Origin of the sequence: Knoellia sp. Soil729, assembly GCF_001427985.1 — a bacterium.
GTDB lineage: Bacteria > Actinomycetota > Actinomycetes > Actinomycetales > Dermatophilaceae > Knoellia.
In genome coordinates, this window is sequence record NZ_LMSA01000002.1 from 25205 (window position 1) to 48714 (window position 23510).

20 protein-coding genes are annotated in these 23510 nt (G+C 71.2%); 4 read left to right on the plus strand and 16 right to left on the minus strand.

Going from position 1 to position 23510, the window contains the following annotated elements; all coding sequences use genetic code 11:
• Positions 1-31 precede the first annotated feature (31 nt).
• From ASG74_RS05020 to rimP, 10 genes are all read right to left on the minus strand, one after another.
• Positions 32-1912, minus strand: coding sequence for an AMP-dependent synthetase/ligase (locus tag ASG74_RS05020; RefSeq protein ID WP_056139691.1), 1881 nt, complete (start codon positions 1910-1912; stop codon positions 32-34).
• A gap of 113 nt (positions 1913-2025) precedes the next feature.
• Positions 2026-3174, minus strand: coding sequence for an FtsW/RodA/SpoVE family cell cycle protein (locus ASG74_RS05025; protein ID WP_056139694.1), 1149 nt, complete (start codon positions 3172-3174; stop codon positions 2026-2028).
• Positions 3138-4100: a bifunctional riboflavin kinase/FAD synthetase gene (locus tag ASG74_RS05030; RefSeq protein ID WP_056143160.1), complete on the minus strand. Its 963-nt coding sequence runs from the start codon at positions 4098-4100 to the stop codon at positions 3138-3140. Before ASG74_RS05030 ends, ASG74_RS05025 begins: the two co-directional genes overlap by 37 nt.
• Positions 4101-4110: 10 nt before the next feature.
• Complete coding sequence (truB, locus tag ASG74_RS05035) at positions 4111-5025, minus strand: tRNA pseudouridine(55) synthase TruB (protein ID WP_056139696.1); 915 nt, start codon at positions 5023-5025, stop codon at positions 4111-4113.
• Positions 5022-5540, minus strand: a complete 519-nt coding sequence (gene rbfA / locus ASG74_RS05040) for a 30S ribosome-binding factor RbfA (protein WP_056139698.1) — start codon at positions 5538-5540, stop codon at positions 5022-5024. Before rbfA ends, truB begins: the two co-directional genes overlap by 4 nt.
• A gap of 177 nt (positions 5541-5717) precedes the next feature.
• On the minus strand, positions 5718-6632 hold the full coding sequence (locus ASG74_RS05045; protein ID WP_162252784.1) for a DUF4262 domain-containing protein: 915 nt from the start codon (positions 6630-6632) through the stop codon (positions 5718-5720).
• Positions 6633-6786: 154 nt separating this feature from the next.
• Entirely contained in the window at positions 6787-9714 is a 2928-nt protein-coding gene (infB, locus tag ASG74_RS05050; RefSeq protein ID WP_056139702.1) for a translation initiation factor IF-2, read from the minus strand.
• A gap of 74 nt (positions 9715-9788) precedes the next feature.
• Positions 9789-10193: a YlxR family protein gene (locus ASG74_RS16850; protein ID WP_082569534.1), complete on the minus strand. Its 405-nt coding sequence runs from the start codon at positions 10191-10193 to the stop codon at positions 9789-9791.
• An 8-nt stretch (positions 10194-10201) separates the two neighbouring features.
• A complete protein-coding gene (gene nusA / locus ASG74_RS05055) occupies positions 10202-11377 on the minus strand; it encodes a transcription termination factor NusA (protein WP_056139705.1) in 1176 nt (391 codons plus the stop codon).
• A 2-nt stretch (positions 11378-11379) separates the two neighbouring features.
• Entirely contained in the window at positions 11380-11910 is a 531-nt protein-coding gene (gene rimP / locus ASG74_RS05060) for a ribosome maturation factor RimP (RefSeq protein ID WP_056139707.1), read from the minus strand.
• A gap of 102 nt (positions 11911-12012) precedes the next feature.
• Between rimP and ASG74_RS05065 the strand changes: the two genes are divergently transcribed.
• Entirely contained in the window at positions 12013-13032 is a 1020-nt protein-coding gene (locus tag ASG74_RS05065) for a hypothetical protein (RefSeq protein WP_056139709.1), read from the plus strand.
• 50 nt (positions 13033-13082) lie between these two features.
• Positions 13083-13955, plus strand: coding sequence for an aminoglycoside phosphotransferase family protein (locus tag ASG74_RS05070; RefSeq protein ID WP_156465293.1), 873 nt, complete (start codon positions 13083-13085; stop codon positions 13953-13955).
• Between the two features lie 7 nt (positions 13956-13962).
• Here ASG74_RS05070 and ASG74_RS05075 read toward each other — a convergent pair whose 3' ends face one another.
• The gene (locus ASG74_RS05075) at positions 13963-14646 is read right to left on the minus strand and encodes a response regulator (RefSeq protein ID WP_056139712.1); all 684 of its coding nucleotides are present in this window, start codon (positions 14644-14646) and stop codon (positions 13963-13965) included.
• A complete protein-coding gene (locus ASG74_RS05080) occupies positions 14639-16270 on the minus strand; it encodes a sensor histidine kinase (protein ID WP_235498826.1) in 1632 nt (543 codons plus the stop codon). The genes ASG74_RS05075 and ASG74_RS05080 overlap by 8 nt, the downstream gene beginning before the upstream one ends.
• A gap of 149 nt (positions 16271-16419) precedes the next feature.
• Here ASG74_RS05080 and ASG74_RS05085 point away from each other — a divergent pair, with 149 nt between their 5' ends.
• Positions 16420-17802: a cation:dicarboxylate symporter family transporter gene (locus ASG74_RS05085; protein WP_082569535.1), complete on the plus strand. Its 1383-nt coding sequence runs from the start codon at positions 16420-16422 to the stop codon at positions 17800-17802.
• 62 nt (positions 17803-17864) lie between these two features.
• Positions 17865-19856: a thioredoxin domain-containing protein gene (locus tag ASG74_RS05090; RefSeq protein ID WP_056139717.1), complete on the plus strand. Its 1992-nt coding sequence runs from the start codon at positions 17865-17867 to the stop codon at positions 19854-19856.
• Here ASG74_RS05090 and ASG74_RS05095 read toward each other — a convergent pair.
• The 4 genes from ASG74_RS05095 to ASG74_RS05110 are packed head-to-tail and all read right to left on the minus strand — an operon-like array spanning position 19853 to position 23452.
• On the minus strand, positions 19853-20692 hold the full coding sequence (locus ASG74_RS05095) for a PhzF family phenazine biosynthesis protein (protein ID WP_056139719.1): 840 nt from the start codon (positions 20690-20692) through the stop codon (positions 19853-19855). The genes ASG74_RS05090 and ASG74_RS05095 overlap by 4 nt on opposite strands.
• A gap of 25 nt (positions 20693-20717) precedes the next feature.
• Positions 20718-21434, minus strand: a complete 717-nt coding sequence (locus ASG74_RS05100; RefSeq protein WP_235498827.1) for an FAD:protein FMN transferase — start codon at positions 21432-21434, stop codon at positions 20718-20720.
• Positions 21435-21487: 53 nt separating this feature from the next.
• Positions 21488-22012: an FMN-binding protein gene (locus ASG74_RS05105; protein WP_056139721.1), complete on the minus strand. Its 525-nt coding sequence runs from the start codon at positions 22010-22012 to the stop codon at positions 21488-21490.
• A 15-nt stretch (positions 22013-22027) separates the two neighbouring features.
• The gene (locus tag ASG74_RS05110; RefSeq protein WP_056139723.1) at positions 22028-23452 is read right to left on the minus strand and encodes a ferredoxin reductase family protein; all 1425 of its coding nucleotides are present in this window, start codon (positions 23450-23452) and stop codon (positions 22028-22030) included.
• Between the last annotated feature and the right edge of the window lie 58 nt (positions 23453-23510).

Below are 23510 nucleotides of genomic sequence, written 5' to 3' on the forward strand. Positions count from 1 at the left end.
CTGGCCAAACGGGCAATAAGTCGCGCTCGGGTCAGGCGCCGGCGTAGTGGGCGTCGAGCGTGTCCTTGTAGCGCTCGGTGACGACCTTGCGCTTGAGCTTCAGGCTCGGGGTCAGCTCACCGCTGTCGACGGTGAGGTCGGTGTCGAGGATTGAGAACTTCTTGACCTGCTCCCAGCGGTTGAGCCCGGTGTTGAGCTGGTCGACGTAGCCCTGGACCATCTCATGCGCCTCGTCGGACGTCACGATCTCGGCGTAGGACTTCTCGCCCATGCCGTTGGCCTGCGCCCAGCCCGTGATGGCCTCGGGGTCGAGGGTGACGAGGGCGGACACGAAGTTGCGGTCGGCGCCGTGCACGACGAACTGGCTGACGTAGGGGCACATGCCCTTGAACTGCGACTCGATGATCGAGGGGGCGACGTACTTGCCGTTGGAGGTCTTGAACAGGTCCTTCTTGCGGTCGGTGATCTTGAGGAAGCCGCGCTCGTCGAGCTCGCCGATGTCGCCGGTGTGGAACCACCCGTCGGCGCCGAGCACCTCGGCCGTGGCGTCGGGGTTGTTGTGGTAGCCGTCCATGATGCCGTCGCCGCGCAGGAGGACCTCGCCGTCCTCGGCGATCCTCACCTCGGTGCCGGGCAGCGGCCAGCCGACCGTCCCGTAGCGGTAGGCGTGCGGCCGGTTGACCGTCGACGCAGCACACGACTCGGTGAGGCCGTAGCCCTCGCCGACGAGCATCCCCATCGAGTCGAACCAGCGACCGACGTCCTGGTTGAGTGCCGCCGACCCGGAGATGAAGAGGCGCACGCGCCCGCCGAAGCGGTCGCGGACCTTGCTCATGACGAGCTTGTCGGCCAGCGCGAACTTGGTCGCCAGCAGGCCGCTCGGTGCCTTGCCCTCCGCGCGCAGGTCGCTCACCTCACGACCGACGCCCTCGGCCCAGCGGAACAGCTTGAGCTTCACGCCGCCGTCGGACTCCATCATCATCTGGACCCGGTTGTACGCCTTCTCGAAGATGCGGGGGGCGGCACCCATGAAGGTCGGCTTCACGACGGCGAGGTTGTCCACGATCTTGTCGATGCGTCCGTCGATGGCCGTGGGGAACCCGATCTGCAGCGGCAGGGTGAGCAAGAGCTTGCCAAAGACGTGGGCGAGGGGCAGCCAGAGGTACTGCAGGTCGTCGTCGCGCAGGATGGACGTGGAGTCCGTGGCGGCGGCCTCGTAGGTCCACGTCCTGTGGAGCAGCCGCACCCCCTTGGGCCGGCCGGTGGTGCCCGACGTGTAGATGATCGTGGCGAGGCGGTCGGGCGTGAGGGCGTCGATGCGCTCGTCGATGAGGCCGGGGTCGCGCTCGAGCCCGGTGCGTCCGAGGGCCTCCAGCGAGTCCAGGCTGATCACCCAGTCGTCCTCGCCCGTGGCCGCCTCGGCGTCGAAGGTGACGACCTTGCGGACGCCCGGCACGGAGTTCGCGATGCGGCGCAGCTTGGCGACCTGCTCGGCGTTCTCGGCGAAAACCACCTTGCTCTGGGAGTCACCGAGGATGAACGCGACGTCGTCGTCGATCGTCGTGGGGTAGATCGTCGTCGTGACACCCCCTGCCACCATGACGGCGAGGTCGGCCAGCGCCCACTCGTAGCGCGTCGACGAGGCGACCGCCACGCGGTCCTCGGGGCCGACCCCGAGGGCGACGAGCCCGGCACCGATCGCGTACACCGTCTTCTTGACCTCGGCCCACGTGACCGTCTGCCACTCGTCACCGGCACTGGTGACGCGGGCATACATGAACGCGTCGGTGTTGGGGGTCGCCGTCACGCGGTCGCGGAACAGGTGCCCGACGCTGGCGGCCCGCTCCTCGATCAGGCTGTGGTCGACGGACTCGTCAGCGGGCGAGTGGGTCTGGGCGGTGGCAGCAGTCATGTCGTGTTCCTCGTCATTGGGGAGCGCTTGCGCGCATGCTGCCACAGACTTGCGGGTAGAGGTGTCGGCACGTGACAAACGTGACCCACGGGTAACCCAGCGGGTCCGCGAGGTCAGCGGACCCGGTCGCGGTGCCCTGCGGCATACGCCGCATTGACGATCCCGATCGCGAGCCAGGATGCGAACATCGAGGACCCGCCGTAGGAGATGAACGGCAGCGGCAGTCCGGTGACGGGCATGACCCCGAGGTTCATCCCGACGTTCTGGAAGACCTGGAAGGCCAACCACGTGCCGACGCCGGCGCCCACGAAGCGCCCGAACGCGTCGCGCGAGCGGCCGGCGACGACGAAGATCCGGATGACGATGAACGACAGCAGCAGCAGCAACCCGGCGGCGCCGAGGAAGCCGAGCTCCTCCCCCGCCACCGAGAAGATGAAGTCGTTGAGCTGGTAGGGGATGAAGCCGCCCTGGGTCTGGCGTCCCTCCAGAAAGCCCTGCCCCGACCAGCCACCCGAGCCGATCGCGAGGCGCACCTGCCGGGTCTGGTAGCCGATGCCCTGCGGGTCGGCGCTCGGGTCGGCGAAGGCCAGGAGCCGGTCCCGCTGGTAGTCGCTGAGCAGCGGGGTCGTGAGCGCTGCGACCACCACGCCGACCGCCGCGAACGCGACTCCGGCGACCCAGCGCCGGGGCGCCCCGGCGAGCGCGATGACGACGAACGCGAGACCGCCGAGCACGACCGCCGACCCCAGGTCCGGCTGCAGCATGATGAGCGCGACGGGCACGGTGGCCAGGACCCAGCCCAGGGCGACGTCACGGCTCCCGGGCGCCACTCGCCTCTCCCACCGGTCGGCGAAGACGAACCCGAGCATCAGCGCCAGCCCGACCTTGGCGAACTCCGAGGGCTGCACGGTGAAGCCCGCGGCGACCGGTATCCAGGACCGGGAGCCGTTGACCGTCAGCCCGAGCGGCGTGAGGACCGCCACGAGCCCAAGGAGCGACAACCCGTAGATCCACGGTGCGAGGAGGCGCAGCCCGTGGTGCCCGAGCCGGCCCACCCCGACGGCGAGCCCGATGCCGATGGCCGTGTTGAGGAGATGACGGACGAGGTATGCCGTGCCGGCGGTCTCGTGCGTGGCTGACCACACGAGGAGCGCACCCACGACCGAGGTGCCGGCGGCCCCGACGAGGAGTCCGATGTCCTGCCGGAGCCAGAGGGCGTGACGGCTCAGGAGTGGACGATCTGGGTGAGCACCGCTCGGCACTGCTCGACGTCCTTGGCCATGGCGACGAGCAGCTCGTCAATGCTCTCGAAGCGCAACGTGGGTCGGATGTGCTCGACGAACTCGACCACGACGCGCTCGTCGTAGAGGTCGAGGTCGTCCCGGTCGAGGACGTAGGCCTCGACCGTGCGGCGGTCCTTGGTGTCAAAGGTCGGGTTGGTGCCGATGGAGATCGCGGCGGGCATCGTGCGGTCGTGCTCGCCGGCCTCCAGGCCCAGACGAGTCAGCCATCCGGCATAGACGCCCTCGGCCGGGACCAGGCCGGCGGAGTCGGGCGAGAGGTTGGCCGTGGGGTAGCCGAGCTCGCGACCCCGGTGGTGTCCATGGACCACGGTGCCGACGACCCGGTGGGGGCGGCCGAGGACGCGGGCGGCGGCCGCCACGTCACCGTCTGCCAGGGCGTTGCGCACCGACGTCGAGGACCAGCGCTCGTCGTCACCGACGTCCTCGAGGGCGATGACCTCGAAGCCGTGCTGGGCGCCCAGCTCACGCAGCGTGTGGACGTCACCGGAGTTCTTGTAGCCGAAGCGGGTGTCGACGCCGACGACGACGACCTGCGCCCGGAGCCCGTCGACGAAGGTGCCCCTGACGAACTCCTCGGGTGACTGCTGCGCGAACTCCTTGGTGAACTCGATCACGAGGAGCCCGTCGACGCCGGCATCGGCGAGCAGGTCGTCCCGGATCGAGCCCGGGGTGAGGAGCTCGGGCGCGCGCTCGGGGTGGAGGACGGCCAGGGGGTGGGGGTCGAACGTCACCGCGACGGCGGGCAGGCTGCGGTCGCGACCGATCTCGATCAGGCGAGCCAGCACGGCCTTGTGACCACGGTGGACGCCGTCGAAGTTACCGAGCGTGACGACGCAGGGCGCCAGCTCGTCGGGCGTCTCGGCGGGGTCGGTGAAGCGGTGCACGGTGGACACTCTACGAACTCGCCGGGGCGAACACGACGTGGCTGCGTGCTGTGTCACCCGTCTCGTCGAGCATGGCGACGAGACGACCGTCCGGGGCGAACGCTGCGACGGGCTCGCTGCGCCCGGGCTGCTCGGAGGCGAGGCGCTGGCCGTAGCCGATGGTGCGAGCCTCGTCCTCGCTGAGCTCACGCGCCACGAACCCTGCCCGGGCGGCGTCGGCCAGCGCGATGACCGGCATCGGCTCSCCCTGCCGTGCCTCCAGGTCCGCAAGCGGGTATGCCGTGTCGAGACCGAAGCCTCCCACCCGGGTCCGTCGCAGAGCAGTGAGGTGCCCGGCCGAGCCCAGCGCCGTGCCGAGGTCACGGGCCAGGGCCCGGACGTAGGTGCCGGAGGAGACGGTGACGTCGACGTCCGCGTCGACGAGGTGCAGGCCCGCCTCCAGCGACCGGCGGACGCCACGGACCTCGAAGCGGGAGACGGTCACCGGACGGGCCGGGAGGTCGACGGACTCCCCCGCACGGGCCCGGTGGTAGGAGCGCTGGCCCTTGACCTTGATGGCGCTGACCGAGCTGGGGACCTGCTGGATGTCACCGGTGAGGGTGCCCACGGCTGCGGCGATCGCCTCGTCGCTCACCCGCGCGGCACCGGGAGCGACGGTCACCTCGCCCTCCGCGTCATCGGTGAGCGTGGCCTGCCCGAGCCGGATCGTCGCCGTGTAGTCCTTGTCGCAGCCGACGAGGAAGGTGAGCAGCCTGGTGGCGCGTCCGACGCCGAGGACGAGCACCCCCGTCGCCATCGGGTCGAGGGTGCCGGCGTGTCCGACCTTGCGGGTGTTGCACAGGCGCCGGGCGCGGGCGACCACGTCGTGGCTGGTCCAGTCGGTCGGCTTGTCGACGATGAGCAGGCCGTCGACCGTCTCGCTCACGCGCGGTCGGTGCTGGGAGTCCCGGTGACCGCGTCGGACGCTGGGGCCTGACGCACGTCGCCGGCGGGTGCCTGGTCGGCGTCGGCGTCGGCGTCCTCGTCGTCGTGGCGGTAGGGGTCGGGGTCACCGGCGTGGGTGGCACCCGCGGCGGCGGCAGCGACCTGCGCGTCGCGCTCGCGTGCCTCCTGCAGGAGGACCTCGAGGTGCGCCGCCGTCTCGGGGATGGCGTCGGCGATGAACTCGAGCGACGGTGTGAGGCGGATGCCGAGGTTCTTGCCGACGTGGCTGCGGAGCTTGCCGCGGTTCTCCTCGAGCAGGTAGGTCGTCTTGGCGCGCTGCGCGTCGTCACCGAACACGGTGTAGAACACCGACGCGTGCTGCAGGTCGTTGGTCACGCGCACGTCGGTGATGGTCACGAAACCGAGGTCGGGGTCCTTGATGATCGAGCCCAGGCCTGCAGCGATGAGGGTCTTGATGCGGTCGGCGACCTTGCGGGCGCGGGCGGCGTCAGCCACGACAACTCCTTCACAGATGTTTGGTGGTGCCCGCACACACTATGCGCCCGGCGCGCAGGCGCAGAACCGGACAAGGGATCGACGTCGGAGTCGACATCGGGCGACACGCGTGCGCCATGACGCGGGCTGCGGCAGGTCGCCCGATCTCGACGTGATGGCGTGGGTGCCGCACGTCCATCAGGGCACCGTCACCACGGTCCACTCGCAGTCGACGGTCGGGCGGTGTGCCTGCTCATCAAGGCCGAGCCCACTCAGGGCGCGCAGGCTCGGCGCCGAGCGGACCAGGTGGGCGAGATGCGCACGTCTCATCTCCTCGGTGGCGTGGCCCTCAGCGCCGCAGTGGAGGCTCCAGTCCTCGCTGTGCTCCCGGTCGGACTCCCGGGCCACGAACAGGACGGCTTCTCCGTGCTCCACGACGTGCACGCAGGAGAAAGCCAGCCGATCAGGTGGGACGGGGAAGTCCCACGAGGGGTCGACCGCCACGCCACCGGTGTGTGTGATCGGGTCGCGCCAGGACGGTGGCTGACGCTCGTCGAGGACAGGAGGCGCACCCGGCTGCCAGGCGAACAGGCCGGCGGTGCTGGGCCACACGATGGCCAGCGCTTCGGGCCGGCGTCGGTGGAACCACCCCGACCACGTCACCGTCTCGCGCAGCCCGTCGTCCGCGACGCCTTCCACGACGACCGGGACACCCGCCAGCACGTCCTCGAGGACATCGCCCGGGGCGAACCGTCGGCCAGCCATGACCTGGTGGGCCAGGTGGTTGAGCGCCTGGTGCATCACCGTGGGGTCCAGCCCGGACATGAGGAGCTCTGGGTGACCGCACCGGTGGCCGAGGCCAACGGTGTACGCGAAGGCTGGAACGGCAGTGCCGTGGTGGTCCTGCGCAGGGTGGTGATGGGCGTGGTCACCGTGCTCGCAACCGGCCTCGTCGGAGACCAGACTCACCTGCCAAACGTGACGCAGGATCGTGTCGATGGTCCGGCGATCCTCGACGTCGTAGGACCCGGCCGGCCGGCAGATGTGGCAGTCACACCCCGCGGACGCCGGCAGCGGACCCATCCACTCGGGCTCAGCTCCTCGCTCTGACATGCGCTCCCCACCTCGTGACTCAGCAGTGCCACCGGCGGCACTGGCGGTCACCCTAGAGCGTGCGGGCGACAACGCTCGGTGACCGCCGTCGTAAACGCGAGCGGCCGGCATACCGAAAGTCGGTATGCCGGCCGGTCACGTCAGGCGATCAGCCTCAGGCGCGGGGCTTCTCTCGCATCTCGTAGGTGGCGATGAGGTCGCCGAGCTGCAGGTCGTTGTAGGACCCCAGGTTGATGCCGCACTCGAAGCCCTCACGGACCTCGGTGACGTCATCCTTGAAGCGGCGCAGGCCGGCGATCTCGACGTTCTCGGAGACGACGACTCCGGCACGCGTGATGCGTGCCTTGGTGCCGCGCTTGATCTCGCCACTGCGCACGATCGAGCCGGCGATGTTGCCGAACTTGCTCGAGCGGAAGATCTCGCGGATCTCGGCGGTACCGAGCTCGACCTCTTCGTACTCGGGCTTGAGCATGCCCTTGAGCGACTGCTCGATCTCCTCGATGGCCTGGTAGATCACCGAGTAGTAGCGGATCTCGACGCCCTCACGCTCGGCGTAGTCAGCGTTCAGGCCCTCGGCCCGGACGTTGAAGCCGATGATGATGGCGTTGGAGGCCACGGCCAGGTTGATGTTGTTCATCGTGATGGCGCCGACACCGCGGTCGATGATCCGCAGGTCAACGTCCTCGCCCACATCGATCTGGAGGAGTGCGTCCTCGAGGGCTTCGACGGAACCGGACACGTCACCCTTGAGGATGAGGTTGAGGGTGTCGACCTTGCCCTGCGCGATGGCCTCGTTGAGGTCCTCGAGCGAGATGCGCTTGCGCGCCTTGGCCAGGCTGGCCTGACGGTCGGCCGACTCGCGGCGCTCCGCGATCTGTCGCGCGGTCCGGTCATCGGGTGCGACGACGAACGTGTCGCCTGCACGCGGGACCGAGCTCAGACCGAGCACCTGGACCGGACGCGACGGGGTCGCCTCCTGGAGGTTGTTGCCGTGCTCGTCGAGCATGGCGCGAACGCGACCGTAGGAGCTGCCGGTGACGATGGCGTCACCGACGTGGAGCGTGCCGGACTGGATGAGCACCGTCGCGGTCGCACCACGACCCTTGTCGAGGTTGGCCTCGATCGCGACACCACGGGCGTCACGGTCGGGGTTGGCCCGCAGGTCGAGCGCGGCGTCGGCGGTGAGCAGGACTGCCTCGAGCAGTGCGTCGATGTTCTCGCCCTGCTTGGCCGAGACGTCGACGAACATGGTCTCGCCGCCGTACTCCTCGGCGACGAGGTTGTACTCGGTGAGCTGCTGACGGATCTTGGACGGGTTGGCGCCCTCGACGTCGATCTTGTTGACCGCGACGACGATCGGGACATCCGCAGCCTGGGCGTGGTTGAGCGCCTCGATGGTCTGCGGCATGACGCCGTCGTCGGCAGCGACGACGAGGATCGCGATGTCCGTGACCTTCGCACCACGAGCACGCATGGCGGTGAACGCCTCGTGACCCGGGGTGTCGATGAAGGTGATCGGACGATCGACGCCCTCGTGCTCCTTGTGGATCTGGTAGGCACCGATGTGCTGGGTGATGCCACCGGACTCACCACCAGCCACGTTCTCGTTGCGGATCGCGTCGAGAAGTCGCGTCTTTCCGTGGTCGACGTGACCCATGACGGTCACGACCGGCGGGCGAGCCGCGAGGTCGTCCTCGTCCTCGGCGTCGACGCCGATCTCGAGGTTGATGGAGAAGGCGTCGAACAGCTCCTTCTCCTCCTCCTCGGGGGAGACCATGCGGATGTCGTAGCCGAGCTCGGCACCGAGCAGACGGAACGTGTCCTCGTCGAGGCTCTGGGTCGCGGTCGCCATCTCACCGAGGTGGAACATCACCGTGACGAGCGAGCCCGGGCTGGCGTTGATCTTGTCGGCGAAGTCCGTGAGGGAGGCACCCTGGCGCACCTGGATGATGGTCTTGCCATCACCACGGGGAACGCTCACGCCACCGATCGAGGGTCCCTGCATCTCCTCGAACTCCATGCGCTTGGCGCGCTTGGACTTGCGGGCGCGACCGGGACGGCCACCTCCGCGACCGAATGCACCAGCGGTCGAGCCGCGACCGGCTCCACCGCGGAAGCCACCGCCACCGGGACGACCGGCAAAGCCGCCGCCTGCACCGGGACCGCCACCGGGACGACCCGGGCCACCGGCTCCGGGACGACCGCCGCGACCACCGGGGCCGGGACGCTCACCCGGACGGGCGACCGCACTGGAGGACGGCATCATGCCGGGGCTCGGACGGGCGCCACCGGGACGGGGACCGGCTGCACCGGCGCCCGCACCTGCGGGACCACCGGGACGCGGACCACTGCGCGGACGCGGCATGCCCTGGCTCGGAGCGAACGGGTTGTTGCCCGGACGGGCGGCACCGCCGCCTTCGCGGCCACCCTCGCGGGGCGCATCACGACCGGCGTCACGACCGGCGTCACGACCGCCATCGCGGCCCTGGCGCATGCCCTGGCTGGGAGCGAACGGGTTGTTGCCCGGGCGCGGGGAGCCCGCACCGGGGCGCGGCGCCGGACGGGCACCGGAGTCGGGGGTCGCCCGAGCGGCCGGGGCCGAGGGGGCGGGAGCCGCCGGAGTGGGGGCTGCGGGCGCGGGCGCGGCCGGAGCGGGTGCGGCCTTGGCAGCCGGAGCGGCAGGGGCCGGAGCCGCCGGGGCGGGAGCGCCCGGGGCAGGTGCTGCAGCAGCGGCGGGGGCAGGAGCCGGAGCGGACGCCGGAGCGGAGGGAGCCTTGGGGCCGGGAGCAGCCGGTGCGGCTGCAGCGGCGGACTCAGCCGGGGCCGAGGGTGCTGCGGGCGCAGCAGGACCGGGCGTGCCCGGCTTGGCCGGCGCCTTCTGGGCGGCCGGCTTGGCTGCCTCGCTGGGGGCTGCTGCGGGGGCGGCGACCGGGAACTTCTCCTGGTAGCGGCGAACGACGGGCGCCTCGACGGTGGAGGACGCCGACTTGACGTACTCACCCATGTCGTTGAGGCGCTCGAGGAGGACCTTGCTGGTCACTCCCACTTCTTTGGCGAGTGCAGAGACTCGAACCTTTGCCACGTTTCTTTCTCCTTCTTCCGGTCCGTGCGACCTGACGAAGCAGAAGGGCGCGGACCTTTAGTACTGGGGGGAGCTCATTGCTGAGTTCTCATCGGGTGCTCATCAGCGTCAAACCCGCTCTCGGTTCCCTTGGGACGGTTGGTTGTCTGCTCGTGGGTGGTGATCCACTCCGCCACGGCGGCGGTGTCCAGCGGTGCGCTGACTCGCAGCGCACGCCCGAACGCCCGACGTCGGACGGCGAGGGCAAAACAGTCCTCGGTGGGATGCAGCCAAGCGCCGCGCCCCGGAAGACATCGTCGGAGGTCTGGGACAAGGTCCCCGTGACCTCCGGCGACCACTCGCAGGAGTGCCGACCGGCTATCCGTTGCTCTGCATCCCACACAGGTGCGCACGGGCTCCACCACAGACGATGTATGCCGTGTGCCCGCCTCAGCGTGCAACGCCCGAGCCCGGGTTCCAGTCCGGTCGGTCCCCTCCACTCTAGCGCCTAGCGAGCGTCGGGCGCGTCATCGGAGGTGTCGGCCGTGCTCGGGGCAGGTGACTGACCGCCCGTTGCGCCGGGGTTGTCGGAGCGGATGTCGATGCGCCAGCCGGTGAGCTTGGCGGCGAGGCGGGCGTTCTGGCCCTCGCGCCCGATGGCCAGCGAGAGCTGGTAGTCGGGCACGATGACGCGGGCGGCGCGCAGGTTCCAGTCGACGATCTCGACCGACTGCACCCGCGAGGGGCTGAGCGCCGAGGCGATGAAGGTGGCCGGGTCGTCGCTGAAGTCGACGATGTCGATCTTCTCGCCGTGGAGCTCGGCCATGACGGCCCGCACGCGCGCACCCATGGGGCCGATGCAGGCGCCCTTGGCGTTGAGGCCGGCGACCTTGGTGTGCACGGCGATCTTGGTGCGGTGCCCGGACTCGCGAGCCAGGGCGGCGATCTCGACGCTGCCGTCGGCGATCTCGGGGACCTCGAGGGCAAAGAGCTTGCGCACGAGGTTGGGGTGGGTGCGGGACAGGCCGATCTGCGGGCCGCGCAGGCCGCGCTTGACGCTCACGACGTAGACGCGCAGGCGCTGCCCGTGGACGTACTTCTCGCCGGGCACCTGCTCGGCGAGCGGCAGGATGCCCTCGACCGTGCCGAAGTCGACGGTGACGTGGCGCGGGTCCGGGCTCTGCTGGATGACGCCGGCGACGATGTCACCCTCGCGCCCCTTGAAGTCGCCCATGATCGCGTCGTCCTCGATGTCGCGCAGGCGCTGGACGATGACCTGGCGGGCCGTCGCCGCGGCGACGCGGCCGAAGTCGGAGGGGGTGTCGTCGAACTCCGGACCGTACTCACGGCGCATCCTCGGCGCACGCGGCTCGCTCGCCACCTCCGCTGCGTCTGCGGATCCGGTGGCTGGAGCAGCCGCATCCGCAGACGTTGCGTCGGAGGCAGGCGTGGCAGGGTCGGTGGGCTCGGCCGGCTCGTCCTCGACCGGGACCTCGAACTCCTCGCGGGCCCAGATCGTCACGTGACCGGTCTTGCGGTCCAGCTCCGCGCGCGAGCTGCGGTAGGCGCCCTCGGTGCGCTGGTAGGCGAGGAGGAGCGCCTGCTCGATGGCGGGGATGAGCACGTCGAGCGAGATGTCACGCTCGCGCTCGACACCCCGGAGGACGGCGAGGTCGATGTCCATGGTCAGCTCTCCTGATCTTGTGGTGCGTGGTCCGGGCGCGAGAACTCGACCTGCACGTCGGCACGCTCGATCGCGGCATACGCAAAGGTCTCGTTGCGGGCGGGGTCCTTCTTCTTGGCCGGGACCTCGAGGGTGAGGTCGTCGGTGCCGGCGCGCACGACGCGCCCGGTGACGGGCTCGGCCCCCTGGGGAGCGAGCACGACCAGGCGGCCCACGTTGCGGCGGAAGTGTGAGGCGTTCGTGAGTGGCCGGGAGACGCCGGGCGAGGTGACCTCGAGGGTGTAGGGCTGCTCGCCGAGCACGTCGGACTCGTCGAGAGCGTCGCTCACTGTGCGGGTCGCGGCCGCGATCTCGTCGAGGGAGAGGGAGGGCAGGGTCTGCGTGACGTCACCGGTGGCGTCCAGGGCGCGGTCCACGACGACCTTGACGACGCGACGACGTCCGGCGGGGGTGACGACGACGTCCTCGAGGACGACTCCTGAGCCGTCCAACGCACCAGCGATGAGCTGCTGCACCTCGGTGTCCCGGGTCATCGGTCTCCCTCTCTGTAGTTCTCCTCGCTGCACGTACCGCTGCGGCGTCGCCCACTCTAGCCGTGGACGGCCGCGCGCTTCCACGCGTGCGAGGATGCCGCCATGCGTGAGGTCACCCCGCCGGGCACCCCGAGCCCGTCCCGGCGCGTCGTCGCGCTGGGAGCGCTGGGCGTGGCCGTGGCCTCGCTCACGGGCTGCGGCATCCGGCTCGAGGACGACGCGCCGCACGTCCCGCTGGTGCCGGACCGCTCGCCCATCCCGGGCGAGCAGGCCCTCCTGCACCTCCTGTCGGCCGTGCACGCAGCGGCCCTGGCGCCGGTCGACCCCAGGACACCGCTCTCGCCCCTCCTCGCCCCCCTGCACCGCACGCAGGCAACAGTCCTCCACGACGCCCTGCGCCAGCGCGGGGTGCCGGAGGACGAGCTCCCCTCGGGCACCCCCACGCCGACACCGTCGCTCACGTCGTCGGCCCCTCCGCAGGCGAGCACCACCACTGCGAGCTCACCCACGCCGAGCAGCACAGGGTCGCCTCCGCCGCCGCCGCCGACGCAGGCCGTGGCCATCGAGGAGACGATCATCTCGGCCGGGGCCGGCTGCGCCGAGGCCGCCGAGGACCTGCGACCCACCGTGGTCGCCATCCTCGGGCAGGCCCATGCCGCGGTTGACCTTGCGGGCCCCGGCTTCTCAGCGCCCACCACCGCTCCGCCGACGTGGAGCACGCCCGAGGTGTTGGTGCCTCTCCTCGAGGCGGTGCGCACGTCGACGTACGACCTCCAGGTGGCGGCCGCGCGGTCGTCGCGGTCCGTGCGTGACGAGTGGGCAGTGGGCATCGGCCGCCTCGAGCGGCTCACCGCCGAGCTCGTGGCCGCGATCGGCGACGGCGCGCCCGCGCCCGATCTCGGCCGGCCACTCCCCCACCCTGTGACGACCGCGGCCGAGGCGGCCACCCTCGCCACCGAGGCCCTGTCGACCGTGCTCAGCACGTTCGGGAGAACGCTGCGCTCGCTCACGGACGCGGACCCGGAGGCCGCCTTCGCCGTCGTGCCCGGGTGGCTCGGCACCGTTGCGGCGCAGGCACGCCGGCATGGTGTGCCCCTCACCGCCTTCCCCGGTCTGGCGTGAACGCGGGGCGGGCAGGCGAACCGCTGGCACCCCAGGAGTGGCTCACGTGGATGAGCCGCCTCCCCGCCGACGGCGGGCCGACCGGTGAGGACTGGGTCCGTGACGTCGGCCGGCTGACCCGGGAGTCCATGGACCAGTGGGGCCTTGCCCTGGACGGCGACCCGATGACCGGATGGACGGCTGTCGTCCATCCGGTGGTCCGTCGCGACGACCCGGACTCGGCTCCGCTCGTCCTCAAGATCGGCTGGCCCCACGTCGAGTCCGCCCAAGAGCACCTCGCCCTGCGTGCCTGGGGCGCGAGGGGCGCCGTCCGGCTCGTCGCGGCCGACCCGTCGCGAGGCGCGTCCCTGCTCGAACGACTCGACTCCGGCCGCGACCTCAGGACGGTCGACATCGACGAGGCGTGCTCGGTAATCGGAGGCCTCTATCGCGACCTCCACATCCCGGCACCACCGAGCTTCAGGACGCTCGCGGGCTACCTCGATCCCTATCTCACGCGCCTGCGCCAGCGCACCGACGTGCCACGACGCGTCGTGACCCGCGTGACCGGGCTGGCCCGCGACCTGCTCGCGGAGCCAGGACCGAGGGTGCTGCTCCACACCGACCTCCACTTCGAGAACGTGCTCGCGGCGAGGCGGGCACCGTGGCTCGCCATCGACCCCAAGCCCTTGGCGGGACCGGCCGGCTACGAGCTGCACCCGTTGCTGCGCAACAGGTTCGACGAGCTCGGCACCGGTCCGTCCATGCGCTGGTCCGTGCGTCGCCGGCTCGAGGTGGCCTGTGACGCCGCCGGCCTCGACGCAGACATCGGCAGGCTGTGGTGCATCGTGCGCTGCGGTGTCGAGATCCTCTGGGCCGCCGTCGACGGGGACGAGGACCAGCTGTCGAAGAACCTCACCCTCCTCAAGGCGCTCGAGGACTGAGTCCGGTTCAGCTGCTCCAGCGGTACTCGACCTCGGGACGGCCGGCACCGGCATAGCGTGAGCGCCGGGTTGCCAGACCGCTCTCCTGCAGGTGCTCGAGGTAGCGGCGAGCCGTCACCCGGCTCACCCCGAGGGCCGCGGCGAGCTCCCTGGCCGACAGGGCTTCCGGTGCCTCCCGCAGCGCCGTCACGACCCGGCCCAGGAGCTCCTCGGACATGCCCTTGGGCAGAGTCGTCGACCGGGTCGGGCGCACCGCCGCGAAGACCTCGTCGACCTCGGCCTGGGTGCCGACCTCGAGCGTGGTCACGTGCGCCTCCCGGTAGTCGAGGTAGGCGCGGAGCCGGTCGCGCAGGGTCGCGAACGCGAAGGGCTTGAGGACGTACTGCACCACCCCGAGAGAGACCGCTGAGCGCATGAGGTCGAGGTCCCGCGCCGAGCTCACGGCGATGACGTCGGCCCGGTGGCCCGCCGCCCGCATCGCCCGCACGACCTCCAGGCCGTGCACGTCGGGAAGGTTCATGTCGAGCAGCACCACGTCGATGTTGCTCTCCTGCAACATTTTGAGCGCCGCGCGTCCGGTGGCTGCCACTCCGGCCACGACGAGGCCGGGGACCTGCCCCACACAGGTCGCGTGTGCCTCGGCGGCGATGGGCTCGTCCTCGACCACGAGGACGCGCAGGGGCTCAGCCATGATCGGCCTCGGTGTCGAAGGGCAGCCGGATGACGAAGCGCGCCCCGGGCGGCCCCGTCACGGCGAGGGTGCCGTGGAGCCGGTCGACGGTCTGCGACACGAGGGCGAGGCCGATGCCACGCCGGCCGGCGCTGCCCTGCCCCTTGGTGCTGAACCCACGCCGGGCGACGAGCTCCACCGTGTCGGCCGGCAGCCCCGGCCCGGAGTCGGCCACCTCGAGCACCACCGACCGGATCTCCCCCTCGCTCGCCACGGAGATGTCGACGTCCACCCGGCGCTCGGCCTTCGAGGCACCGCCCGTCACGGCGTCGAAGGCGTTGTCGATGAGGTTGCCGACGATCGTGACGATGTCACGCACCGGCACCGCTCCCGGCGGCCAGTCGGCGTCCCCCGAGATCCGCAGGTCGATGCCGCGCTCACTGGCCTGGGCGCTCTTGCCGACGAGCAGGGCGGCGAGCACCGGCTCGGTTCCCGCACCCACGACCTGGTCAGCCAGCCTCTGCGTCACTGCCAGCTCGTCCGTGGCGAACTCGAGGGCACGTTCGGTGTGGCCGAGCTCGATGAGGGAGACGATCGTGTGGATCCGGTTGGCCGACTCGTGCGCCTGGGACCGCAGCGCCTCGGTGACTCCTCGGGCAGAGTCGAGCTCTCCGGTCAGGTGCTCGAGGTCGGTGCGGTCGCGCAGCGTGGCCACGGTCCCGAGCCGTCGGCCCTCCCACGTGGCAGGGGCCGTGCTGAGCACGAGGATCCGGTCCTCGGTGAGGCGCAGCTCGTCCTCGCGGTGTGCCCCGTCGGACAGGGCGGTGGTCAGGGAGGGGCTGAGCCCGAGCTCGGCCAGCGGCCGGCCGGTGGCGTCGTCCGGGAGGCCGAGGAGGCGGATGGCCTCGTCGTTGGCGAGCTGTAGCCGACCCTCCTGGTCCACGAGGATCAGGCCCTCGGTGACGGCGTGCAGGACGGCGTCGTAGTACTCGTACATCTCCCGCAGCTGCCGCTCCCCCAGACCCAGGGTCTGGCGACGTGTGCGCCGGGCGACGAGGGCGGCGCCCAGGCCGGAGAGCAGGGCGGCCGCCGCGCCCGCGGCCAGCAGTACGGGCAGCTGGTTGCTCACGGCCCTGGACAGGGCCGTGCGCGTGATGCCGACCGCCACCAGGCCGACCACCGACCCGGTGTCCGACTCGACGGGCACCACCACCCGGCGCGACGGGCCCAAGGTCCCGGTGTAGTCCTCGACCACCTCACCGCCTCTCACGGCGTTCTCGATGTGCCCGATGAACCGCTCGCCGACCCGCGCGGGGTCCGGGTGGGAGTAGCGCACGCCTTGGGTGTTCATCACGACGACGAAGTCGGTCGCGGTCTCCTTGCGGACCTCCTCGGCGAAGTCCTGCACTGCTGGGGACGGGGTGCCCGACGACAGCGCCTGCACGACCTCAGGAGTCGAGGCGACGGTGCGGGCCACGGACATGGCGCGCGAGGTGGCCTCCTGGGTCTGCGACCGGCGAGCCTGGACGTAGGCCGCCACGAGCCCGACCGCGACGACGAGCAGCGCGACCGCGACCTGGAGCGCGAAGGTCTGGGTGGCGACGCTCCAGCGTCTCGGTGACGCGCGCACGCGAGCCGGGCTCACCGGCATACGGAGTGCGAGGGCCGTCGGGGCACCCGCCCGACGTCGCCCCGGCACTCAATGAACACAAGGGTGACCCTAGCCACTTCCGTCTGCAGAATCGGTGACGCTCAGGACCCGGAACGACCGGGACGCAACCGAGGGAGAAACCCGTGACCGACACCGCCGTCGATCGACCTGTCCGCAGGGATCGCACCCACTGGCTCTACATCGCCGTCGTCATCGCCATGGTCCTGGGCATCGCGGTCGGCCTCATCGCCCCGGAGTTCGGGGTCAAGCTCAAGTGGCTCGGAACCGGGTTCGTCAACCTCATCAAGATGATGATCAGCCCGATCATCTTCTGCACCATCGTCCTCGGCATCGGCTCCGTGCGCCGCGCCGCGCAGGTCGGCAAGGTCGGTGGCCTCGCGCTGGGCTACTTCCTCACCATGTCGACCGTCGCCCTGGCCATCGGCCTCCTCGTCGGCAACATCATCAAGCCCGGAGCGGGTCTGCACCTCACCGACGAGCTCGCCTCCAGCGGCCAGAAGGCCGTCGGCGAGGAGCACACCTCGACCGTGGACTTCATCCTCGGACTCGTCCCCGACACGCTCGTGTCGGCGCTGACGTCTGGGTCCGTCCTCCAGGCCCTGCTCGTCGCCCTGCTCGTGGGCTTCGCCCTGCAGAAGATGGGGCGGGCCGGTGAGCCGATCCTCGGCGGCATCAAGCACCTCGAGCGGCTCGTCTTCCGCCTCATGGCGATGATCATGTATGCCGCCCCGATCGGCGCGTTCGGAGCGATGGCTGCCGTCGTGGGTGCCACCGGCTGGGAGGCGCTGAAGTCGCTGGCGCTCATCATGGTCGCCTTCTATGTCACCTGCTTCCTCTTCGTCTTCGTCATCCTCGGGTCGATCCTCAAGGCCGTCACGGGCGTCAACGTCTTCTCCCTGCTGCGCTACCTGTCGCGCGAGTTCCTCCTCATCCTGTCGACGTCGTCCTCGGAGTCAGCCCTGCCGCGGCTCATCGCCAAGATGGAGCACGCCGGCGTCTCGCGCCCGGTCGTCGGGATCACCGTCCCGACGGGCTACTCGTTCAACCTCGACGGCACGGCGATCTACCTCACGATGGCCTCGCTGTTCATCGCCGAGGCCATGGACAAGCCGTTCTCGATCGGTCAGCAGATCTCCCTGCTCGTCTTCATGGTCATCGCGTCCAAGGGCGCTGCCGGTGTGACCGGCGCCGGGCTGGCCACCCTGGCCGGCGGGCTCCAGTCGCACCGCCCCGACCTCGTGGACGGCGTCGGCTTCATCGTGGGGATCGACCGCATGATGAGCGAGGCGCGCGCCCTGACGAACTTCGCCGGCAACTCGATCGCCACGGTCCTCATCGGGCACTGGGTCGGCGAGCTCGACCGGCCCCAGCTCGACCGGGTGCTCGCCGGCGAGGACCCGTTCGACGAGGCGTCCATGGTCGACGACCACGACCATGACGTCCACGACCGCACCGGCGACCGCGACCTCGTCGCCGAGCCGGCGTCCGGCACGACCACCCGCTGACTGCACGGCCCGCGTCCGGGGTGAGTCGGTCACGCGGGCCGCGGACGGCATACGGTGACGTCATGGGAAACCGGCTCGCCCAGTCCACCTCGCCCTACCTCCTGCAGCACGCCGACAACCCCGTCCACTGGCAGGAGTGGGGTCCGGAGGCCTTCGCGGAGGCGCGCCGCCGCGACGTCCCCGTCCTCCTGTCGGTGGGCTACGCCGCCTGCCACTGGTGCCACGTCATGGCGCACGAGTCCTTCGAGGACGAGCGCGTCGCCGAGGTGGTCAACGCGAACTTCGTCCCGGTGAAGGTCGACCGGGAGGAACGCCCCGACGTCGACGCCGTCTACATGAACGCCACCACGGCGCTCACGGGGCACGGCGGCTGGCCGATGACCTGCGTGCTCACCCCCGACGGCGACCCGTTCTTCGCCGGCACCTACTTCCCTCGCGAGCAGTTCCTCGCGCTGCTCGCCAACGTCACCCGCGTGTGGACCGAGCAGCGCGAGGACGTCGTGGCGTCCGGAGCGCACATCGCCGGCCAGCTGCGCGAGATGACGGCACCGGGCCCATCGAGTGCCATCACCACCGAGACGCTGGCCTCAGCGGTGACCGCGCTGCGGCAGCACTTCGACCCGGCCCGCGGCGGCTTCGGCGGGGCGCCGAAGTTCCCACCGTCGATGGTGCTCGAGTTCCTCCTCCGCCACCACGGGCGCACCGGCGACGCCGATGCGCTGTCGATGGCCCGGCGCACCTGCGAGGCGATGGCCCGCGGGGGCATCTACGACCAGCTCGCGGGAGGCTTCGCCCGCTACTCCGTCGACGCGGACTGGGTGGTCCCGCACTTCGAGAATATGCTCTACGACAACGCCCAGCTGTTGCGCGTGTTCGCCCACCTGTGGCGAGCGACGCGCGATCCTCTGGCGCGCCGGATCGCCTCCGAGACAGCGGACTTCATCATCCGCGACCTCGGCACCGAGTCGGGCGGGTTCGCCTCCGCGCTGGACGCCGACACCGAGGTCGACGGGGTCGGTGTCGAGGGCGCGACCTACGCCTGGACACCGGAGCAGCTCGTGGACGTGCTGGGCGCCGAGGATGGTGCGCGAGCCGCGGCGCTGCTGTCGGTGACCAAGACTGGGACCTTCGAGCACGGCGCGTCGACCCTGCAGCTGCGCTCGGACCCAGAGGACGAGCAGTGGTGGTCGCAGGCACGGGCCCGCCTCGTGGCAGCACGCAACCAACGGCCGCAGCCCGCCCGGGACGACAAGGTCGTGACGTCGTGGAACGGGTTGGCGCTCGCCGCACTGGCCGACGCCGGCGTGCTCCTGGAGCGACCCGACCTGGTGGACGCCGCCCGGCGCTGCGCCGAGTTCGTCATCAGCGAGCACGTGGTCGACGGTCGCCTGCGCCGCGCCTCGCGCGACGGTGTCGTGGGCGCGGCAGCCGGTGTCGCCGACGACCACGGCAACCTCGCTGAAGGGCTGCTCGCCCTTCACCAGGCGACGGGTGACCCACGCTGGCTGGCGGAGGCGGGCACCATCCTCGAGGTCGCCCTCGAGCACTTCCGCGACGAGGACGGCTCGGTCCACGACACGGCCGACGACGCGGAGCAGCTCTTCGCCCGGCCGCGCAGCCAGGGCGACAACGCGGAGCCCTCGGGGGCCTCGTCGCTGGCGGGCGCCTGGCTGCTCCACGCCACCCTCACGGGTTCGTCGCGCCACCGCGAGGCTGCCGAGAGCACGCTTGCGAGCCTGGGTGCACTGGCCGCACGCGACCCGCGCTTCGCAGGGTGGGCCCTGGCCACTGCCGAGGCCGCCGTCACAGGTCCGCTGCAGGTGGCGATCGTCGGGGACGGACCCGCCGCCGAGGCGATGCTCGCGACCGCCCGGGCTTCCACCTCGCCCGGCCTCGTCATCGCCCACGGCGAGCCCGACTCCCTCGGCCAGCCACTGCTCGAGGCGAGGCCGCTCGTGGGAGGTGATCCGACGGCATACGTGTGTCGTGGGTTTGTCTGTGACGCCCCGGTGACCGACGTCGAGGCCCTGAGGTCCGCGCTGGCTCCCGGCTAGAGCCGGACCTCGCCCTCGATGCGCGTCACCGCATCACCCGAGACCCAGACCTCGCCGTCGGCGGCCTCGATGCGCACGCGTCCGTCCCGGCCGATGACCGACCCCTGCCGCGCGACATAGCTGTCGGGCAGCGCGCCCGTGCCGATGAGCCACTGGGCGAGAGCGGCGTTCGCGCTGCCGGTCACCGGGTCCTCGGCGAAGTCGCGCCCGTCGGCATAGAAGGCACGCACCTCGACGTCCGCGCCGAGCTCAGCGGCGTGGGCAGCGTCCCAGCGCCCGATGACGGCCACCTTGAGATCGGTAAAGGCGGCGATGTCGGGCACGAGGCGGACGACGGTTTCGGCGTCTCCGAGGTCCACAGCCACCCATCCCGGCCCGTTGTCGGCCCACGCCATGTCGACGACCGCGGACTCCTCGATCGCCAGCGCCGTGACGATCCGGGCGCGCAGCGCGCCCTCGACCTCACCGGACCGATGCAGCGGTGGGGAGGCGAACCCGAGCCTCGGTGTCCGCCGGACGGTGACCAGCCCGGCACCGCACTCCTGCACCACGGACTCACCCTGCGGCACCCCGCCGGCCTCGAGCCAGGCGTGGGCGCTGCCGATCGTGGGGTGCCCGGCAAAGGGCAGCTCACCCGTGGTGGTCCAGATCCGCACCCGGTAGTCGGCGCGGGGGTCGGTCGGCGCGCTGAGGAACGTCGTCTCGGACAGGTTGGTCCAGCGCGCGAAGTCGGCCATCTGCGCCTCGGTCAGCCCGTCGGCGTCGTGCACCACGGCGAGCGGGTTGCCGAGCCACGGCTCGGCACTGAAGACGTCGACCTGGCGGAAGGGCAGCATGCGCCCATCCCAGCACATGCGCCCGTCACAGGACGATGAGCCGGTATGCCGGGTCACGGGCTTCCAGCAGCCGTCGCGTCGTCGTGGGGTCCACGAAGGCCGCGGTGGCCCACACGTCCGCCCACAACAGGTCGGGCCCCACAACGGTCGTCGAGCCGGGGCGCGAAAGGGGCTGCCCCGTGCGGGGATCCACGATGTGCGCACCCCTGGCTGCGGCGCCGGAGGTGGCGACGGCACCGCGGCTGAGGGTCACCACGTCGGCCACCTGGCTGCGGTCGCGGGCGTTCTCGATGCCGATCCGCCAGATCGGTCGGGCATCGAGCATCCCGTGGCCCACCCCGACGACGATGTCGCCGCCGGCACCGATGCTGAACGCGATGTCGGCGACGGTCTCCAGGTGGGCCGCTGCGGCTGCCACGGCCCAGCCCTTGACCAGGCCGGTCGGGTCGAAGGTGGGGCGCCCACCCGCGCGTGACCGCCAGGCCCGGAAGAGCCCGTCGGTCCGGTCCTCGGCCTCGAGGCACAGGTCGGTGACCTCCGCGAGCCACGGGTGGGCCTGGTCGGCGTCGAGCTCGCCGTGCTGGAGACGCAGCAGGTCGCTGTCGGCGCGCCACGTGCTGAGCACCCGGTCGACCCGCTCGAGGTGCGCGAAGACGCGACCGGCGGCGAGCTCGATCTCGGGGCGATCAGGCTCGACCGCCCGGACGTGGAGGCTGACCGGCAGCCCCATGAGCTGGCGCACGAAGACACGACGCCCAGGAGCTTGCGGCGTCCGCTGCGGGGCCACGAGGGTGCTCACAGCCCGGCCTGGTCGAGGGCCGACTGCAGCGACTGCGCGTAGCCCTGCGAGGTGTAGCTCGCCCCGGAGACCATGTCGATGTGTGCGCTCTGCGCCGACACCGCCTCCTCGTTGAGGATCGGCACCGCCTGCGAGTTGATCTCCTGGTCCCGGTGGTCGCGCCAGGGGACCTGGGTGACCGTGGCGGCGGTGACCTTGCCGTTGGCGACGGTGATCTTGACCTGGACATCACCGAACCGGGTCGAGGCCGCGGCCCCGGTGTAGGTCTTGGTTGACGACTGCGTTGAGCCCGAGGATGACCCTGAGCCCGAGGAGGAGCCCGAGGAAGAGCCCGACGATGACCCCGAGGTTGGGCTGGAGTCCGAGCTCGGTCCCGAGCTGGAGCCAGCGGCGGCCACGGAGCCGCCGTTGGCGGGTGAGGAGATGCTCGTCGTCGTGCCCGAGGACGTGGACGTGTGATAGCTGAACAGCAGGACCAGCGTCGTCGCAGTGCTGGCCAGCCAGAGGGTGATGCGGCGCATGATGCGTCTCCTGGGTCAGTAGGTGAAACGTTCGTGGTGGATGTTCTGCGCCGGGACGCCCGCGGCCGCGAGCGCCGCACGCGCCGCGTCCATCCAGCCGGGACTGCCGCAGAGGTAGGCGTCGTGGTCCGCGACGTCCGGCACGAGGTGGCGCAGGGCGGCGGTGTCGCTGAGGTGCTGGGCGCCCACGGGCAGCCACGTGTCCCGTCCGGGGATGCGCGGCCCACTGACGAGGTGGTAGCGCGCACCCCGTGCGGCGGCCAGGCCCGAGAGCTCGTCGGCGAGCACAGCAGAGTCCGCACTGCGGACGCGGTGGATGACGGTGACGTCACCGGGTGCCTGCTGGAGGTCCTCGAGAAGGGCTCGCATCGGGGTGATGCCGATGCCGGAGGCCATGAGGAGCACCTTGCGCCGGGTCCGCACGCCTTGGTGGAGCCGCCCGTAGGGGCCCTCGACGAGGACGCGGGCACCGGGCTGGAGGGTGGCCAGCCGGCTCGTGCCGTCACCGACGTGGGCGGCGGTGAAGCGCAGGGACCTCCCGTCCGGAGCCGCTGACAGGGAGTACGGGTGTGCACGCGTCCAGCCGGGGCCGTCGAGCAGCCGCCACTGGAAGAACTGCCCACCGTGCGCCCGGATCCGCCGCACCCCCCGACCGGCCACGGTCACCGTGGTGACGTCGGTGGCGTCGTGCCGGACCTCCACGACCCTCAGCGGCGCCCGCAGCGACCTCACGAGGGGGACGGCGATGCGGAAGACGAGGACGGAGCCGGCGGCAACGGCATACAGGGTCCACCAGAACCAGGTCGCGACGGGAGACGCCGTGAGGTCGCGACCGGTCCACAGCTGGTGCGGCAGGGCCAGACCGGCGCCGAGGTAGCCGTAGAGGTGGATGAGGTGCCACGACTCGTAGCGCAACCGGGCGCGTGCCTTGCGCACCGAGGTGACGACGACCATGGCCAGGGCGGCCGTCCCGGCGATGCCGAGGAGCATGCCCGGGTAGTTCACCGCGAGGTTCCACACCGTGCTCCAGAGACCGAGGTTCGACGAGGCGGCGTATCCCAGGACGACGAGCACGATGTGCGCGAGCATGAGGTTGAACGACGTCAAGCCCACGAGGCGGTGGGTCCGAGCCAGCTCGTCCTGGCCCCACGCCTGCTCGAACCAGGGGATCCGGGCCATGAGCAGGACCTGGATGAGGAGCAGTGCCGATGCGAGGAGTCCGCAGAGGCGCCCGGCGGCGGTGAGGCCGTCACCGAGGGACCCGAAGTCGCCGAGCCCGCCGTGCACCACCCAGAGGCAGGTCACCGCGACGAGGAGTGCCCACCCGGTCACCCCCGAGGCGTCACGCCACCAGCGGGGCACGGGAGCAGGGACGCGGCGTGGCGCTGGTGTCAGGTCGCCGGGTGGGCCCTCGGACACACGCGGTGCGGTCATCGTCATGAGATGAGAATCAGGCCCGCGGCTGTGCGCCGGCTGTGGGTGGGTCCTGTCCGAGCCG